Origin of the sequence: Neobacillus cucumis (assembly GCF_016908975.1) — a bacterium.
Taxonomy (GTDB): domain Bacteria; phylum Bacillota; class Bacilli; order Bacillales; family Cytobacillaceae; genus Neobacillus; species Neobacillus cucumis.
Genome location: NZ_JAFBEX010000021.1, coordinates 1 through 15,172, shown reverse-complemented (window position 1 = coordinate 15,172; position 15,172 = coordinate 1). Strand labels below are relative to the sequence as shown.

The following is a 15,172-nucleotide window of genomic DNA, read 5'->3' as shown; positions in this document are numbered from 1 at the left end:
TAACGAAACACCATAAATGGTAATATATTCTTAAAGTCGACTGAATCCCTATTAAATCTTAATAAAAATAACAAATAGTAATCAAAAGGGGGGGATTTGATGGCGAATCGAAGATATGACATTGATTGGCTGCGGAATTTGGGTATCTTATTATTGTTCCCATTCCATTCGGCAAGGATTTTCGACCATTGGGATCCATTTTATGTGAAGAGTCATGTTTTAAGCTGGGGGTTAAGCTGGTTTATCGCTTCTACTAGCTACTGGTTTATGCCATTATTATTTTGGCTTGCAGGTTCCTCTATCTGGTATGCCTTGCAGCATAGATCCTATCAACAGTATATGAAGGATCGGATATCGAGATTGCTGATTCCATTTATTTTTGGGTTGTTATTGATTGTTCCACCGCAAGGGTACTTTTCATTATGGCAACATAGGGGAGATTCACCGGGCAATTATTTTACCTTCTTGAAAAACTATCTTTTAGATTTTAGTGATTTATCAGGATACTTTGGTTCATTCACACCTGCCCATTTGTGGTTCATTCTTTATTTATTTGTTTTATCGCTTATTGCGCTGCCGTTATTTATTTATCTAAAAAATAAAAATGGCACATCCAGGTTTGAAAAATTCCATTTGATTTTTAGCAAACCCTATGTTTATATTTTGTTTTTTATCATTTTAGCGGCGACCCAGTCTTTGCCTGCACCAGGAGGACAAAATCCATTTTATTATTTAGCTTTTTTAATCATGGGATTTGTCACAGCTAGCCATCCTAATTACCAAAAAATGTTTAAAACCTACCGTTTCCATGCATTCATACTCATCCTAATCCTCGTACCTGTTTGGGAAATCATTTTATTTCATTCTCTGGATTCAACCAGTTTTTCACCGGTAGATATTTTCAATACCTTTTTAAGGTCACTAAATACTTGGTTAACTTTAATTGTGATCCTTGGGTATGGAAATAAGTTTTTGAATTTCTCCCATAAGCTCGTCCCGTATATGAATGAGGCATCTTTTCCGATTTATATCATTCACCAAAGTATCCTGGTTGTAGTAGGGTATTTTATATTAAAATTCAATATCGGTGTTTGGCAGGAATATTTATTGATTATGGCGATAACCTTTATGATTTCAGTCATAATCTATGAATTTATCATCAAGCGGACTCCGTTCACACGTTGGATATTTGGGGTGAAAATCAAAACTCCTATCTCCAAAAAAGCTGCTAAAAAAATTAATAACGATAGTTTACCATTGATGGATGAAGAACGAAGGGGAGTATAATGCAAACAATAAACAAAATTGGAAATTCATTTTGGTATATGACACCTGTTTCGGAGACCGATCGACCGATTTTAGGAATGGTGGTTGGAAAAGAAAAAACATTAATGATTGATGCAGGTAATTCGGAAGCACATGCTAAATTGTTTTTGAAAATGCTGGAAGAGAAGAATATCGCCAGACCGGATTTGGTTGTGTTAACACATTGGCATTGGGATCATATTTTTGGACTTTCTTCCTTAACGGAAGCGGTGGCCATTTCTTCAAAAGCAACAATGAATGAAATGCAAAAACTAATACCTTTATCTTGGACGGATGAGGCTTTAGATGAGCGGGTGAAGGAAGGTACAGAAATCGAATTTTGTGCGAGCTGCATAAAAAAGGAGTTTGGGGCTAATAGGGATTTTCATATCACTCTACCAACAGTTGTATTTGAAAACGAACTCGAAATAGACCTTGGCGGAGTATCTTGTTTGTTAATGCATGTGGGCGGGGACCATGCCTCAGATTCTGTGGTTATCTATATTAAAGAAGAAGAATTATTATTTTTAGGGGATTGCATCTATCCGGAAATTTTTGCTCCCAAAAGGTCCTACACAACAAAACGAACAAAGGAACTAGCATCCATTCTCGAACAGTTTGATGCTCAGACTTATGTTCTTTCCCATTGGAAGCCAATATCCAAGGATGAGTTTAACAGGGAAATGCAATTATTAAAGGCAGTGGCCAATTATACAGAAAAATGTAATGGGAATGCAGACCAAATAAAATGGGAATATGCACGAGAAATAGACCGGGAGTTAAATGAAGAGGAATTGGAAACAATTGAGTATTTTGTGAATGGATATGTATGACGGAGTAGGTAAAAAGGATTGATATGAAAAAAAGGATTTATTTCAACTGCTAGATTCATTGTTATTAAAAGAGGTGTAGCTATGAAAAAGGTTTGGTCAAAAGACTTACCTGTTGCTCAATTTCGAGTGGCAAGACCTACAAATCAATTAGACAAGGTAGTAGAGTTTTATCGTGATGGGGTGGGCTTAAAGGTCATTGGATCGTTTGAAGGACACGATGGGTATGACGGGATCATGCTGGGGTTACCGGATGCAAGTTACCATTTGGAGTTTACCCAGCATGTCGAGGGCAGCCCGTGCCCGGCACCAACTAAAGATAATTTGCTCGTGTTCTATTTTCCGGATAAAGAGGCAAGAGATAGGATTGTCCAAAGATTGAATCGAATGGGTTATAAAGAAGTCGCACCTGAAAATCCCTATTGGAATAAGGCAGGAGTAACTATTGAGGATCCGGATGGGTGGAGAATCGTCCTGCAAAATTCTTATACTTTAAATTATAACAAAGAAGATTAGAAGTAATCTGTCAAACAAATGGTGCAGGGGTGTTGATAATGTACAGTTATTAATGAAACCTTTTTCTGGAAAAATCAAAGCATATAACAATGGGGCTTTTTCTCCTAATTGGAAACGAAGGGGTACGAAGATGAGAAAAGCAATAAAATGGAGTATCTTAATCATTGGAGCTTTGTTTGGGGCAGTAGCGTGGAACTCAAATGAAAAAAAGAACAATAATTGATTCATTCATAAACTTTAAAAGACTTCACAACTAAATCAACTAAAATAGAAAAACTATTACGAATATGGAATAATAATTCAAATGATTGTTAACGAAATGCACAATAAAAGATTGTAAACCATTACATTTAAAAAGGTAGCATTTCTAATTGAACGTTCGGCTGCTCAAAAAAAGCAGCCGTTATAGTGTTGAACGGCTGAAGTTATCCAAAGAAGCGAACGATGTGGACTTTATCGGAATAGAACTAGGCTTCTATGGACTCATGCTCACACAGGAGCATCCAGGACGTTCCAAACCTGTCTCTCAGCTGAGCAAAACGCAAAGCGAAAAAGGTTTCTTCCATAGGCATAAAGATTTCTCCTTCTTCAGAAAGCAAGGTATAAAGCCTCTCCGCCTCTTCTGCACTGTTAACCCTGAGTGTCAGATAGACACTTCGCATAGGCTCAGCGTTGGGGATGTCGGCTCCCCTTAGCACTGTGTCCCCAATCTCGATGGTAGCATGTAGAATGTCGTTTTCCCGACCTTTTGGAACGTTCGTCGGATCTGGTAGTTGTTTGAAAGCCATTATCGATGTTATTCTGCCTCCGAGATGCTTTTCATAGAACCGAAAAGCCTGTTCACAAACTCCTCGATAATTGACGTAGATATCGAGCTTCATAGAATCATCTCTCCTTTTTCATTTTGATTGTTGGTCTTGAAAGATATCTTATTATTCAGTATAAACTATGTACATATGAAAGCTATACAATCATGGTTTTTATGAAGTCGACATGTTGGTAAACAGCGGCTCCTTTTTCTTTTTCCACTAACATAGCAGGAGTTGCAAAAGAATTTTTTTCCAAACAGGAAGGAAAGATGATCATAAACATTGAATTTATTTGGGGTGGGTAATCTTTATATCAGGAGGTTTTTGTATGTCCAGGGAATTATGGCTGAACCTGCCAGTGCGAGAACCAGAACGGGCAAAGGCGTTTTATACGGAGCTCGGTTTTCGGTTGAATGAGCGGTATGCGAGTCAAGACGGCTCCTTCAGCTTGATAGTCGGTGACAATCAGGTTGTTTTGATGCTCTTCCCTGAATCCGTATTTCGCGGTTTTACTGGTAATGCGGTTGCGGATTCGTGGCAAGGTACTGAAGTGTTATTCTCTTTGGGGGCGAACTCCAGGGAGGAAGTTGATGAGCTCGCCTTGAAAGTCGAACGTGCTGGCGGCACTGTATACAACAAGCCTGGCGAAAAAGAGGGCTGGATGTACGGCTGCGGATTTACGGATCCGGACGGTCATCGGTGGAACGCTTTGTATATGGATATGAGCAAAATGCCGAAAGGCTAAAAACCTGATTCTCCATTTCGTGACAAGTATTTAAAAAGAAAGTAAAGCCCCTTCTACTTCAACTAAAGGGCAGATGTATACAGTATCAGCAAAAAAACATTGATGTGATGCATCCTATATCTTTGTTTATAGGTATTTATAGATAAGCGTTTAAGGACTTGACTTGGATCCTCTATGGGTACGGTTTGTCTTGAAAGGCCTTGGCCAAAAAAATCGAACAAAATAAATTCGAAATCGGAGGAGAAACGGATATGAGAAAACTCGTATTATTCATGCATGTGTCGCTGGACGGGTATGCGTCGGATTCGAACGGAGGACTGGGTTGGATTCCGTACAACGAGGAATTAGAGAAATACGCCGAGGAGGTCGTAGCCGAAGTCGGAGCCCCCGTTTACGGACGGACGACGTATCGCATGATGGAGAGCTACTGGCCCACGATGTTGGACAATCCGGATGTGCCGAGGCACGAAAAGGAGCATGCCAAATGGCTGCAGGATGTGAAGAAGATAGTCATTTCCGGCACGATGGACAAGGTGGAATGGAACAATACGATGCTGATCAAGGACAATATCGCAGAGGAAATCAAGGCACTCAAAGAGCAGCCCGGCAAAAATCTCGTTATCTTCGGCAGCCCGGGAGCGGCGAAGACGCTGCTGAAGCTCGGCCTGATCGACGAATTCCTGCTTACAATTTGTCCAGTCGTCCTGGGAGGAGGAAAATCGGTATTCGACGGCGGCGAGAAAATCAGGCTCAAGCTGCTGTCCAGCCGAACGCTCAAGTCGGGCATTATCGCGGCCCGCTATGAGTTGGAGAAATAGCCGTACAAGGTGTTCCGCTAACGGAGAACGATAGCTTAATAAACCGCCCTTTACGGGCGGTTATAGTTTTGCCTGAAAATCATCATTGAGAATTAACATAGCCAAAAAAATAAAGTTTGAGGTGACTGTTCAATATGGGCAGTCGCGTTTTTTATTTTAATAGGATAGATTGTGAAGAATTACACTTAAAGTTATTAGAATTGATGGATATGCCAGGGTGTGGAATCCACTTATCGCCATCACCATGCTTTGTCTTCTCCAACCACTTCAAATCACGTTCTAAATCTTCTTCACCGTAATTGTTAAAGACCCAACAAGAAACAGCTGCAAGACATGAACAAAAGAAACGAGGGTTTTTCTATAGGCTTTTCCACAAATAGGTGAACCACTATAACCATGAACATAGATATTCATGGTTATTTTTTTCGCCTATTTTATGGAGAAATCTGACTAAAGTTAATGCAACCTCACTGGTCTTAATCGAAGATTTATTACTATTCAACTTAGACGAAAGGACTATAGTGATAGAAGTAGAGAGAGAGACAGGCTATTTTCTTAGGACAATCTACCGTGTGCTACATATAAATAAATTACATTTATCAAATAAAGGGGAATTATTCATATGAGTAAAGATTTCACTAAGGAGCTTTTAGGTAAAGTAATCCAAGTTGATCGGAATGGCCCAGAATCCAGTATTGGAAAGTTATTGCATGTGGGTGACGATTATATTGCCATTCTTACAAATGAGGGTGTTGTTTACTACAACAGCCATCATAATAAAAGTTTTACTGAGAATGTAAAAGGTGATAGGAAGATCAACGCTGAAGTTCCGAAAGGATTCAAAAAATCGTGTAATCTTAAAGAATTGATTAAATCCTCCCAATATGAATGGTTACAAATTAACCGTGGTCCTGAAACTGTAGAGGGGGTACTCGCTAGTCTAGAAGATGATTTTGTTGTTTTAGTGAATTGTGGAGAGATGATTCGTGTTGCCCTTTTCCACATTAAAAATGTCCGTTTCAGTTATATGGATAAATCCGTAAATAATCAATCAAGTTCTAGTTCAATTAGCGATGAGTCTAGTTCTAGTTCATCAAGCGATGAATCTTCAAGTTCAAGTGATGAGTCTAGTTTTAGGCCATCGCATCTAAGTTAATTATCAATCACTGGAATGTCTAGAAAAACAACCTGCTAGACCACTCTTAACAGAGTGGTTTTTTTAATTTCTAATTATCTATCTACATAACGGACCCTGAGATTGGAATATGGATAATTTCAAAAATTAAAGTTATTCAGTTAACGGGGCTTTAGTTGAAGAGGCGATAATCTCGCACATCCTTTTGCGAAAGTTTCGGGCAATTTTATAAAAGTATATCCCTCTTCCTATTAAAGCTAGATAGGATTGTGAAAGATTACACTTAAACTAACAGGAGGATAGTTGAACAAATGTTCATTTAAAGTTAGGCTTCAAAACAGCTATTTTTAAACAAAAGAAAGCACCAATTTCATTGCTTTCTTCGAGAAAAGATTTATTGTTTATATTGGTTCTGTTGGAATAAAAGAAATGGGGCGGAGAGAAGCTACGATATCGCTATTCGGTTTCAGTTTCAGGTGGATCTGCACTTTTGCGTCATTAGCCGCGAGTTCACTCGTTATACCGTTGAAGGTGTTTGGAATATCGGACCCTGGATTCAGGTTATCGAAGGTCACTTGCCCCTTTGCCGAATCGATGAGCGTGTTCCAACGAGTTACTATGGGGCGGACTGGGTCGGTTGGTAAATACCGATTGAGTGCTGCACGGAGCGGTTTTGTAGACGATACGAGGGTTGACGTTTGCGTAACACCATCAACACTGTAGGTCAGTGCACCTGTGCTGGGAGTAAATGAGATAAGCGTGGCAAATAGATTCATATTTGTACTCCTTTAAAATAAGATTCAATTTATCATATGCTTGTACAACAAATTAGTTTGGATATTTGTATAAGTAGGAATGAGATTTAACAGGTATCTTAAAACGAATCACAAAAAATAATTAATGACTGATTTTAAGTATAAATTGTGAAATATTTCACTTAAAGTAAGAGGCTTGAGTTTAACAAAGAGTCGTAACTGCGGCTCTTTTAAAATAACTTCATCAATAATAAAACATAAATAATTCAAAAATAGAGGAAAAAGCTTAAGACCTTGCCCCCTTCGGGCAATCGCGCTAGGGCATTTGCTTAAACAATACGCAGGCTTTTGCCTGCTTTATAGCCTGCAAGGCTATTCGTTCAAATATTATGAATCGAAATGAAAAGGGATTTTAAATCAAGAGATTGTCAATATTTTTCCTTAAACTAACTGGTTTAGTGAACTAAGGAATAAAAAATACTCCTTAATGGCAAAAACTAAAAATAGGCTCAATTAATTAAAAACTGAAAAAACTGTAATTGTTAATTAATGTAATTTAGCACACACTTAATTAAGTTGACGCTTAATTAAGTGTGTGCTAAATTAGTTTTATGATTGAAAAAATAATTCATTCTATATCAGAACCAAATAGGCGAGAAATACTTTATTTATTACGAAATGGTGAGCTTACTTCCAGTGGAATTGCCCTACATTTTCATATTTCTGCACCTGCAATTTCACAGCATTTAAAAGTATTGGAAAGCTCGGGATTAGTTGTAGTTCGAAAAGAAGGTACAAAGCGATTTTATCGTATTAGAAGGGAAGGTTTTAAAGAACTAAAGGAATACTTAGACAGTTTTTGGGATGACAGCCTTATGCGTTTAAAAGAAGCAGCTGAAGCTGAAGAAAGGAGGAAGAATGAATATTAATCAAGAAAGTTTAACGAAACAAATTTTTATTGATTGTAGTCCCCAAACGTTATTCTCTTTTTTTACTGATCCTGAAAAAATGGTTCGTTGGATTGGGAGAAACGTTTTATTGGACCCAAGTGTCGGAGGAAAATATAGAATCGACATTAATGGGCTAGACATCGCAATTGGTGAATTCAAGGAAATTAAACCATTTGAAAAAATTGTATGGACATGGGGATGGGATGATTCAAACATTATGCCCCCAGGTTCTAGTACCGTTGAATTTACTTTAACTCCACAAAATAACGGTACTCTCCTTGAGTTACACCATTATAACCTACCAGCTGAAAAAGTTACATCCAACAGCAACGGATGGGCTCATTATATGGAACGTCTTCAAATGCTCGCAGAAGGAAAAGATCCAGGTTTAGATCCTTGGTCAATTAAAAAATAAAAATTTCAAGAAAACACAGGAGGGATGATTGTATGTCTACAACTATTCATCATGAAATTATTTTTAAAGCAAGTCAGAAACAGGTATATGATGCACTTATGGATGCTAATCAATTCAGTACAGTTACTGGTGGAGCACCAACTGAAATTAAGGCTGAGGCTGGTGGGGCATTCTCCTTATTTGGTGGCATGATCACAGGTAGAAATATTGAGCTTATACCTAATGAAAGAATAGTACAAGCCTGGCGAGCTGGTAATTGGGCTGAGGGAGTTTATTCTATTGCCAAGTTCGAATTAAAAAAACAAGGTGAAGAAACATTAGTAATTTTTGATCATGTTGGTTTTCCAGAAGGACAAGGCGAACATCTTGCTGAAGGCTGGAAAGACAACTATTGGGTACCAATTGAAAAATATTTATCATAGATTAAAAAAAGCGATCCGAAGTGGGGCTGTTGACAAATAGCTAATCAATACAAAAAGAAGACGAATTCCTACTACATATATGATTCGTCTTCTTTATTATTTTCTATATCTTGTGCTATCAACTGTAACTTTTAAGTTTGTCAACAGCCCCGAAGTGTGATCGTTTTTTTACATAGTACGTACAAGGGACCTATAATTTAATATGGAGTATTTATAGGAATTGTGAATTATTGAACTTAAATTAACGGGTAGCTTGAGTTAAAGATGTTATTGTGACACATTAATAATTAAATTTAATAATAAATTTTTACCTAATGGAGACAAAGGATATGAAATTAAATAACCGTTTTTTTAAGAACAGAGTAAAGCCTATTTTTATTACTCAATTTATATTGATTATCCCAATGATAGTATTTATATATTTATCTTTTACGACATATCCCGTAAATTTTTTCTACTCTGGTTTTATAGGAATTATTCTTGCAATATCTATTATTTTAAATGGAATAGAACAATATATTTTAAAAAAGAAAGGAAGGTCAATTTCTTTCTTTATCTTATCAGTATTAATAATTTTAGTAGCAGTGCAAAGTTTTTATTTTGCAACCTTAAAGAGATAGTCCGATTTTCTTTTTTAAATAGGATTGTGAAACATTATACTTAAATTAACTGGGTGCTATAGTTGAAGAATTCAAATATGTTATTGGTCGAATTTAATGAGAGTTTTGCAAAGTTTTAGTAGACAAAAAAAGTGATGTATTAGTATCATCACTTTTTTGTCATTTAGTAAAAGTAAGTTATTTAAAGCTACTGTCCTTAAATGTCGATTCTTTTCCAGTTTATGGGTTACGTTCCTTACGAGCAGCACGGTACGAACCTCAAAGTTGTCGAATCCAATTAATTGAAATCTAACATCATTTTTTTATGCTTTCGAAATATAATTTAAAACTGCATCAACAGAATTGCTGGCATCTTTCTATGTAAGTTCCGAAACTTAAGCCACTAGACTCAAAGATCTGTTTTATTTATTTGATACACTTCAATATTCTATTTTGCAAAATATTGTTCCATACCAGCCACGTCAGAAAGGTAAGTATCTATTTTAGTAATAAGTTCAGATTCAATGGTTAGCACCGTCGCTAATTCTTCTTCTAGGACACGACCATCGTCTGAGACAGCTGAATTGTGTAGTGATAAGGTCAGCCCAAATTGACCCACAAGTATTCCATGAAGTTGTGTACACACTTTTCCATCTACAATTGACTTGACTCTATTGATAACAGCATCTATTCCTTCAGCCGTCCCCGAAATTGCTCCGTTGCCTGGTAGGGTCCATTTAACCGATGGATGTAATAACTTTCGAATTCCTTCCCAATTGTGAGCATTGTACGCAGCCAGAAATTGTTCTCCAATTTCAATGTTTGAATGATTAAGCATATTTTACCTCCTAAAAAATTCCTTGATAACTTGATAGGGCAGATGAGCCAAAATGTTCCCTTTTGGTTTGCCTACGAAAATTGTACACTCCGACAATCATCATGTAAAATGAATATAAATGATATATAGATTCGTTTTTAATGATAATAATGTGAGGGGTCAGAAATGGACATCAATGAGTTACGAATTTTCCTGGCTGTTGCAAGTGAGGGTAGTATTACAAAAGCCGCTCAAATACTCGGCTATGTACAGTCAAACGTTACTGCAAGGGTGCAGCAATTAGAAGCGGAGTTGAATACGCAACTTTTTTATCGCCAACGAGGGATGTTATTAACGCCTGCAGGTGAGAAGTTATTGAGTTATGCCGAACAAATTATCCATTTACTTGAAGATGCACATAAAGCTCTAAATGATTCAACAGAACCCATTGGTCGTCTCATGCTTGGAGCCACTCATACCGCCTCTGCAATGTTTCTTCCTTCCATACTAGCTAATTACTTTAAACTTTATCCAAAAGTAGAGTTATCGTTAATGACCGATTATTCAGCTGAATTGGTGGAAAAGATTCGTCATTTTCAACTTCATGGTGCATTAGTAAAATCGGAACTGAATGATGAAAGCATCGTGCAGGAGCTTGTATTTGAAGAACAACTCGTATTAATCAGTGCTCCAGAGATGAAAAATATTGAAGAAGTATGTCATCAACCTTTTCTCATGAATACAAAAGGTTGTCCACATCGAGACCAACTTGAAACTTGGTTGAAAACAATAGGGATTGGTAAAATTCGATATTTAGAATTCAATCATCCCGATGCTATTATTCAAGGTGTGATTTCTGGACTTGGAGCCTCTTTAGTGCCAAAGTCTTCGATTCTATCACTCGAAATAAAAGGGTTAGTACGTTCTTTCGAAATTCCAGAACAATACAGCACCGCCAAAACCTTTTTCATTCGACACAAGGATAGTCTAATGACAAGCGCACTTTCAAAATTTATTGAGATGTTAAAACAAAGTTCTCAACATTAACGGCTCCTTATAAAGGGAGAATCCTTATTGAACTACCGGGTGCAAGAGTTGAAGATCCAGCTGCCATATTATTGGTGGCTTTTTTGCTTGTTCAACTAAAGGATGCAGGTTAGTATAATAAGGAATAAGTTTACAAAAAGAATCTAATTATTAATTTTAGTTAGATTGACAAATCGAACATTGTCGATTTATAATGTGTACATGGATAAAATAAATGTTTTTAAATCACTGACAAATGAGGCTCGTCTTCAAATTTTAGAATGGCTTAAAGACCCAGTTGCCCACTTTGGACCGCAAGATGGAATTGATTTGGTGGAAGTTGGGGTATGTGTTAGTCAAATAACAGACAAGTTAAATATGACACAATCTACAGCCTCTCAATACCTATCAATGTTACAAAAAGCGGGTTTAATAAGGGCAACACGAATAGGTAAGTGGACTTATTACAAAAGGGATGAGGAAGCCATAAAAAATCTAGGTAAATTTATTCAAACAGAACTATAACGATGACCAAACTCCGATAAGGATTTGGTTGTTATTATTATCCATCATATCGACAATTAGTGATTTGTCGATTGGTTTTATCCTCGATATATCGACGATTCCCGATTTATAAATTTGAATGACAGTGATTTAAAGATAAATATCCTTGTTAACAAATAAAAATTCTTTTAAGAATAGGAGATTGGAACTTATGAAAGCATGGCAAAGACATGGCGTTGGTATAGAAAACTTAAAATTGGTGGATTTACCTACACCGGAGCCTGGACCGAAACAACTTCTTGTTCGTGTAAAGGCTGTTTCACTTAACTTCCGTGACAAAGCAATTGTTGATGGGGTTTATTTGCCTGAATTAATGACACAACCATTCGTACCTGTATCTGATGCTTCTGGAGAAGTAGTAAAAGTAGGTTCAGAGGTAACAAAATTTAAAAAAGGTGACCGTGTAACTTCTCATATGTTTACTAAATGGATTGATGGGATCCCAAAAAAAGATGAAGGTGCTCATGCCTTAGGAGGACCAAAAAATGGTGGGTTAGCAGAATATATGTTGCTTGATGAGGACGCAACTGTAATGACACCAGCTACCTTGACTGATGAGGAAGCTTCGACACTTCCAGTTGCTGCACTTACTGTTTGGTTTTCACTAGTTGAATATGGAAAAATTAAAGCAGGAGATACTGTGCTTGTACAGGGAACTGGAGGAGTATCCGTATACGCTGTTCAAATTGCCTCGGCACTAGGAGCAAGAGTAATTGCGACAAGTAGCAGCAATGAAAAACTAGAAAGAGTAAAAGCCCTTGGTGCAAAAGATGTTATAAATTATGCGGAGACTCCAGATTGGGAAAAAGAAGTATTAAGAATTACAGAAGGAAAAGGTGTACAGCATATTCTGGAGGTAGTTGGTGGTCAAAGTATTAACCGTTCAATAGAAGCTCTTGCTCTTCAAGGTCATATTTATATTATTGGTTTCTTGGAAAGTATGATGGCAGAATTAAATGTATTCTCATTATTATCAAAACAAGCTCATGTTCAAGGGATTAATGTAGGACATCGTAGAGCTTTTGATGAAATGATGAGAGCTTTTGATGAACTTAAAATTAAACCTGTCATTGATACTGTCTATTCTTTTGATGAAGCCCTTGATACTTACAAACATCTATATAAAGGTGCATTCGGTAAGATTGTTATAAAAGTTTCTGAATAAAGAAAGGTATCAACACTTAAATACAAAAGTCCTTGGTGAATTTTATCTGAGGGCTTTTGAGTTTATCGAAAAAAGCTTGATTACTAGAATGTGAAGTATTGTACTTAAATTAACAGGTGCTTGAGTTTTACAAAGAGTCATAACAGCGACTCTTTTTCTTGTTTCACTAACTGGCAGGTGTGCGGCCGAGTCTAGGTCGTATCATATAACGGTGGGATTCCCGTCGAGTAAGAACTAGCCATTCGCTCGTAACGAGTCTTGGAGGACCAAAGGTAACTTTAGTCTCCAAGCGTAGACAGTTAGGTGGCGGGCCGAAAGCCAATTGGTTGAAGGGATTGAGCTCCATAATGTTAGTAAAACGAGAGGGCTGATGTTTTACCTGCAACAGAAAGCTACATTTTATCCATCGTTTAAGGCAAGATGGATAAAACCTCTCTGGAGTCAGAGACCTTGGCACGTTACACATTGATTTGATACGGCAAGTCGGGAGACCCTATTGGACTTTTCTTAATGGAAGAGTATGGTGTACAAGCGATAACAAGCAAGGAAGCCAAATGCTGAATAGGGAGTCGGATAGCAGCGTAGTACCAATGAAGTTGGGTAATGCCGATGGAGGAAAGGCTAGCTACCAGTTATCAACTTTAATGGGGACACATTTACTACACTCTGAGGTAGGAATAATGATGGAAACAAAACTATTAAGGATAGCAGAAATGTGAATGGTAACTAGGAGGAGCCGTGTGCATTAATAGTGCAAGCACGGTTCTGTGAGGGGGTGGAGTATAATCTACCGAAAGGTAGAAAGTCTCCATTCTACTCGACTAGTGCATTAACAATCCATCTTATTTTGTTATAATGTAAATAAAATATTAACTACTATTAGGAGATAAAATGTTTACGAAAATTAAGGCTTGGGCAAGGAATTTAAAAAAACAGATATTTATGCTCTACTTAGCATATAAAGATGAAAGAGTGCCTTCGTATGCTAAAGTATTTACCGCTTGTGTGGTCGCATATGCGTTCAGTCCTATTGACTTAATTCCAGATTTCATACCTATTCTAGGCTATTTAGATGATGTAATTATTCTTCCGTTAGGAATAATGTTTGCATTGAAGATGATACCGAAAGATGTATTATCTGACTGTGAAGTTAAGGCAGAAGAAATGATGAAAAACGGTAAGCCGAAGAATTGGATAGTTGGTTCACTAATAGTTTTGATTTGGAGTTTAATTATCTTATGGCTTATTTTAAAGGCTTATCAGTTATTCAACTAATGGGTGTAAGAGTTAAAGATTGGGATGGCAGCGGCTATCCCCTTTTTTAATGCACTAACGGGCAGGATAGTGGAATAAGGAATTGTTTATTAACTTCGCAATTGACACAAATTTGCGACGTAAAATGAGATTCAGTAAAAAAACAAAGTTAAATAGTAATAAACTATGCGTACTACGAATAAAGGCACGATTGCAGATCCATACTGAGGTGAAGACGGGGGAGTTTGAGGGAGTGGCTTTCGAGGATGATACTGAGGTTACAATCCATGAATAATTGTTAAAACAGATTCAAGTTTATCATAATGTTCGATTTTTTGAGTCTTGAGATAGGTTATTTCATATTGATTATTTTTAAAGCACACAGACAAGATTGGGGTTTGATCTTCTTTTTTGAAAGTTGAATAAATCTCAGTATTATGAAAATATCTCATGGTCTCTAACAAAATTTTCGTATGGGCTAAAGACATAATCTTACAGCCTCCTTTCCTTTAAAGGGAGGAGACTAATAAAAGTCGGAAAATTCCCATTAATTTTATTGTATTTTTATTATAACATGGAAAAATTTTCTTTTCTGTAGGTAAATAGAAACGTTTATTTCGTAATACGAAGATATTGTGAAAGTTTGTACTTAAATGTAGTGTAGTGCTTTGTTAAGTGAATACGTTTTGAAGTTATATTCAAATATTGCCGAATCCTCTACTGTTAGTAAGTACAGGAAATTTGTCACTTTACTTGGAGCCTCTGCGGGTATGATTATAAGCCATGAAGCCAGGTGTATTAAGGATTCTGGCTCAGCTATAATAGGCTATCATGCCCGCCTCTCCAAATAAAGTGCACGTCACTACAAGAACGAATTATTACGCTGAAACTTTAAATCTTATACATGAAAAGCTTTATTTTATCCATTTATCTTTGTAAAGGACTACAGAAACTACCATGAAAATTAACTTCTGTAAGGACCGAAAAATGGCAACACTTAAATAGACGCAGCTCATTCAACTTTTTTAAAAGGGTAGGAGCGTCTGA

18 protein-coding genes are annotated in these 15,172 nt (G+C 36.9%); 15 read left to right on the top strand and 3 right to left on the bottom strand.

What is annotated here, in order from left to right:
- Positions 1 to 99: 99 nt before the first annotated feature.
- From JOC76_RS22760 to JOC76_RS22750, 3 genes are all read left to right on the top strand, one after another.
- Complete coding sequence (locus tag JOC76_RS22760) at positions 100 to 1,287, top strand: acyltransferase family protein (protein WP_205181067.1); 1,188 nt, start codon at positions 100 to 102, stop codon at positions 1,285 to 1,287.
- Positions 1,287 to 2,138 carry an MBL fold metallo-hydrolase gene (locus JOC76_RS22755; RefSeq protein WP_205181066.1) on the top strand — a complete coding sequence of 284 codons (852 nt, stop codon included), beginning with the start codon at positions 1,287 to 1,289 and terminating at the stop codon, positions 2,136 to 2,138. Before JOC76_RS22760 ends, JOC76_RS22755 begins: the two co-directional genes overlap by 1 nt.
- 81 nt (positions 2,139 to 2,219) lie before the next feature.
- Entirely contained in the window at positions 2,220 to 2,651 is a 432-nt protein-coding gene (locus JOC76_RS22750) for a VOC family protein (RefSeq protein WP_205181065.1), read from the top strand.
- A gap of 467 nt (positions 2,652 to 3,118) precedes the next feature.
- Here JOC76_RS22750 and JOC76_RS22745 read toward each other — a convergent pair whose 3' ends face one another.
- Entirely contained in the window at positions 3,119 to 3,532 is a 414-nt protein-coding gene (locus JOC76_RS22745; protein WP_205181064.1) for a VOC family protein, read from the bottom strand.
- A 256-nt stretch (positions 3,533 to 3,788) separates the two neighbouring features.
- Between JOC76_RS22745 and JOC76_RS22740 the strand changes: the two genes are divergently transcribed.
- The 3 genes from JOC76_RS22740 to JOC76_RS22730 all read left to right on the top strand — a co-directional run bounded on the left by JOC76_RS22740 (position 3,789) and on the right by JOC76_RS22730 (position 6,179).
- Entirely contained in the window at positions 3,789 to 4,205 is a 417-nt protein-coding gene (locus JOC76_RS22740) for a VOC family protein (RefSeq protein WP_205181063.1), read from the top strand.
- Positions 4,206 to 4,456: 251 nt separating this feature from the next.
- Complete coding sequence (locus JOC76_RS22735) at positions 4,457 to 5,023, top strand: dihydrofolate reductase family protein (protein ID WP_205181062.1); 567 nt, start codon at positions 4,457 to 4,459, stop codon at positions 5,021 to 5,023.
- Positions 5,024 to 5,645: 622 nt separating this feature from the next.
- Complete coding sequence (locus tag JOC76_RS22730; RefSeq protein WP_205181061.1) at positions 5,646 to 6,179, top strand: hypothetical protein; 534 nt, start codon at positions 5,646 to 5,648, stop codon at positions 6,177 to 6,179.
- A gap of 380 nt (positions 6,180 to 6,559) precedes the next feature.
- Here the strand turns inward: JOC76_RS22730 and JOC76_RS22725 are convergent, their stop codons facing one another.
- Positions 6,560 to 6,934 (bottom strand): hypothetical protein, encoded by a 375-nt coding sequence (locus JOC76_RS22725; protein WP_205181060.1) that lies wholly within the window; start codon positions 6,932 to 6,934, stop codon positions 6,560 to 6,562.
- 590 nt (positions 6,935 to 7,524) lie between these two features.
- Here JOC76_RS22725 and JOC76_RS22720 point away from each other — a divergent pair.
- The 4 genes from JOC76_RS22720 to JOC76_RS22705 all read left to right on the top strand — a co-directional run bounded on the left by JOC76_RS22720 (position 7,525) and on the right by JOC76_RS22705 (position 9,320).
- Positions 7,525 to 7,842, top strand: coding sequence for an ArsR/SmtB family transcription factor (locus JOC76_RS22720; protein ID WP_205181059.1), 318 nt, complete (start codon positions 7,525 to 7,527; stop codon positions 7,840 to 7,842).
- Positions 7,832 to 8,278: an SRPBCC family protein gene (locus JOC76_RS22715; RefSeq protein WP_205181058.1), complete on the top strand. Its 447-nt coding sequence runs from the start codon at positions 7,832 to 7,834 to the stop codon at positions 8,276 to 8,278. The genes JOC76_RS22720 and JOC76_RS22715 overlap by 11 nt, the downstream gene beginning before the upstream one ends.
- Positions 8,279 to 8,310: 32 nt before the next feature.
- Positions 8,311 to 8,700: an SRPBCC family protein gene (locus tag JOC76_RS22710; protein ID WP_205181057.1), complete on the top strand. Its 390-nt coding sequence runs from the start codon at positions 8,311 to 8,313 to the stop codon at positions 8,698 to 8,700.
- Between the two features lie 329 nt (positions 8,701 to 9,029).
- Positions 9,030 to 9,320, top strand: coding sequence for a hypothetical protein (locus JOC76_RS22705; protein WP_205181056.1), 291 nt, complete (start codon positions 9,030 to 9,032; stop codon positions 9,318 to 9,320).
- A 427-nt stretch (positions 9,321 to 9,747) separates the two neighbouring features.
- Here the strand turns inward: JOC76_RS22705 and JOC76_RS22700 are convergent, their stop codons facing one another.
- Positions 9,748 to 10,137, bottom strand: a complete 390-nt coding sequence (locus JOC76_RS22700) for a nuclear transport factor 2 family protein (RefSeq protein ID WP_205181055.1) — start codon at positions 10,135 to 10,137, stop codon at positions 9,748 to 9,750.
- A gap of 165 nt (positions 10,138 to 10,302) precedes the next feature.
- On the opposite strand from JOC76_RS22700, the gene JOC76_RS22695 reads away from it, so the two are divergent.
- The 5 genes from JOC76_RS22695 (at position 10,303) to JOC76_RS22675 (ending at position 14,146) form a co-directional block, all read left to right on the top strand.
- The gene (locus tag JOC76_RS22695) at positions 10,303 to 11,163 is read left to right on the top strand and encodes a LysR family transcriptional regulator (RefSeq protein ID WP_205181054.1); all 861 of its coding nucleotides are present in this window, start codon (positions 10,303 to 10,305) and stop codon (positions 11,161 to 11,163) included.
- 201 nt (positions 11,164 to 11,364) lie between these two features.
- Entirely contained in the window at positions 11,365 to 11,667 is a 303-nt protein-coding gene (locus JOC76_RS22690) for an ArsR/SmtB family transcription factor (protein ID WP_205181128.1), read from the top strand.
- A 190-nt stretch (positions 11,668 to 11,857) separates the two neighbouring features.
- Complete coding sequence (locus JOC76_RS22685; RefSeq protein ID WP_205181053.1) at positions 11,858 to 12,871, top strand: zinc-dependent alcohol dehydrogenase family protein; 1,014 nt, start codon at positions 11,858 to 11,860, stop codon at positions 12,869 to 12,871.
- A 554-nt stretch (positions 12,872 to 13,425) separates the two neighbouring features.
- A complete protein-coding gene (locus JOC76_RS22680) occupies positions 13,426 to 13,590 on the top strand; it encodes a hypothetical protein (protein WP_205181052.1) in 165 nt (54 codons plus the stop codon).
- A gap of 172 nt (positions 13,591 to 13,762) precedes the next feature.
- The gene (locus JOC76_RS22675; RefSeq protein ID WP_205181051.1) at positions 13,763 to 14,146 is read left to right on the top strand and encodes a YkvA family protein; all 384 of its coding nucleotides are present in this window, start codon (positions 13,763 to 13,765) and stop codon (positions 14,144 to 14,146) included.
- The last annotated feature ends 1,026 nt before the right edge of the window (positions 14,147 to 15,172 follow it).

Bases quoted from the DNA above. Each gene is read 5' to 3' on its own strand.
- JOC76_RS22760 (WP_205181067.1), top strand. From the start codon at position 100: ATGGCGAATCGAAGATATGACATTGATTGGCTGCGGAATTTGGGTATC.
- JOC76_RS22755 (WP_205181066.1), top strand. From the start codon at position 1,287: ATGCAAACAATAAACAAAATTGGAAATTCATTTTGGTATATGACACCT.
- JOC76_RS22750 (WP_205181065.1), top strand. From the start codon at position 2,220: ATGAAAAAGGTTTGGTCAAAAGACTTACCTGTTGCTCAATTTCGAGTG.
- JOC76_RS22745 (WP_205181064.1), bottom strand. From the start codon at position 3,532: ATGAAGCTCGATATCTACGTCAATTATCGAGGAGTTTGTGAACAGGCT.
- JOC76_RS22740 (WP_205181063.1), top strand. From the start codon at position 3,789: ATGTCCAGGGAATTATGGCTGAACCTGCCAGTGCGAGAACCAGAACGG.
- JOC76_RS22735 (WP_205181062.1), top strand. From the start codon at position 4,457: ATGAGAAAACTCGTATTATTCATGCATGTGTCGCTGGACGGGTATGCG.
- JOC76_RS22730 (WP_205181061.1), top strand. From the start codon at position 5,646: ATGAGTAAAGATTTCACTAAGGAGCTTTTAGGTAAAGTAATCCAAGTT.
- JOC76_RS22725 (WP_205181060.1), bottom strand. From the start codon at position 6,934: ATGAATCTATTTGCCACGCTTATCTCATTTACTCCCAGCACAGGTGCA.
- JOC76_RS22720 (WP_205181059.1), top strand. From the start codon at position 7,525: ATGATTGAAAAAATAATTCATTCTATATCAGAACCAAATAGGCGAGAA.
- JOC76_RS22715 (WP_205181058.1), top strand. From the start codon at position 7,832: ATGAATATTAATCAAGAAAGTTTAACGAAACAAATTTTTATTGATTGT.
- JOC76_RS22710 (WP_205181057.1), top strand. From the start codon at position 8,311: ATGTCTACAACTATTCATCATGAAATTATTTTTAAAGCAAGTCAGAAA.
- JOC76_RS22705 (WP_205181056.1), top strand. From the start codon at position 9,030: ATGAAATTAAATAACCGTTTTTTTAAGAACAGAGTAAAGCCTATTTTT.
- JOC76_RS22700 (WP_205181055.1), bottom strand. From the start codon at position 10,137: ATGCTTAATCATTCAAACATTGAAATTGGAGAACAATTTCTGGCTGCG.
- JOC76_RS22695 (WP_205181054.1), top strand. From the start codon at position 10,303: ATGGACATCAATGAGTTACGAATTTTCCTGGCTGTTGCAAGTGAGGGT.
- JOC76_RS22690 (WP_205181128.1), top strand. From the start codon at position 11,365: ATGGATAAAATAAATGTTTTTAAATCACTGACAAATGAGGCTCGTCTT.
- JOC76_RS22685 (WP_205181053.1), top strand. From the start codon at position 11,858: ATGAAAGCATGGCAAAGACATGGCGTTGGTATAGAAAACTTAAAATTG.
- JOC76_RS22680 (WP_205181052.1), top strand. From the start codon at position 13,426: ATGCTGAATAGGGAGTCGGATAGCAGCGTAGTACCAATGAAGTTGGGT.
- JOC76_RS22675 (WP_205181051.1), top strand. From the start codon at position 13,763: ATGTTTACGAAAATTAAGGCTTGGGCAAGGAATTTAAAAAAACAGATA.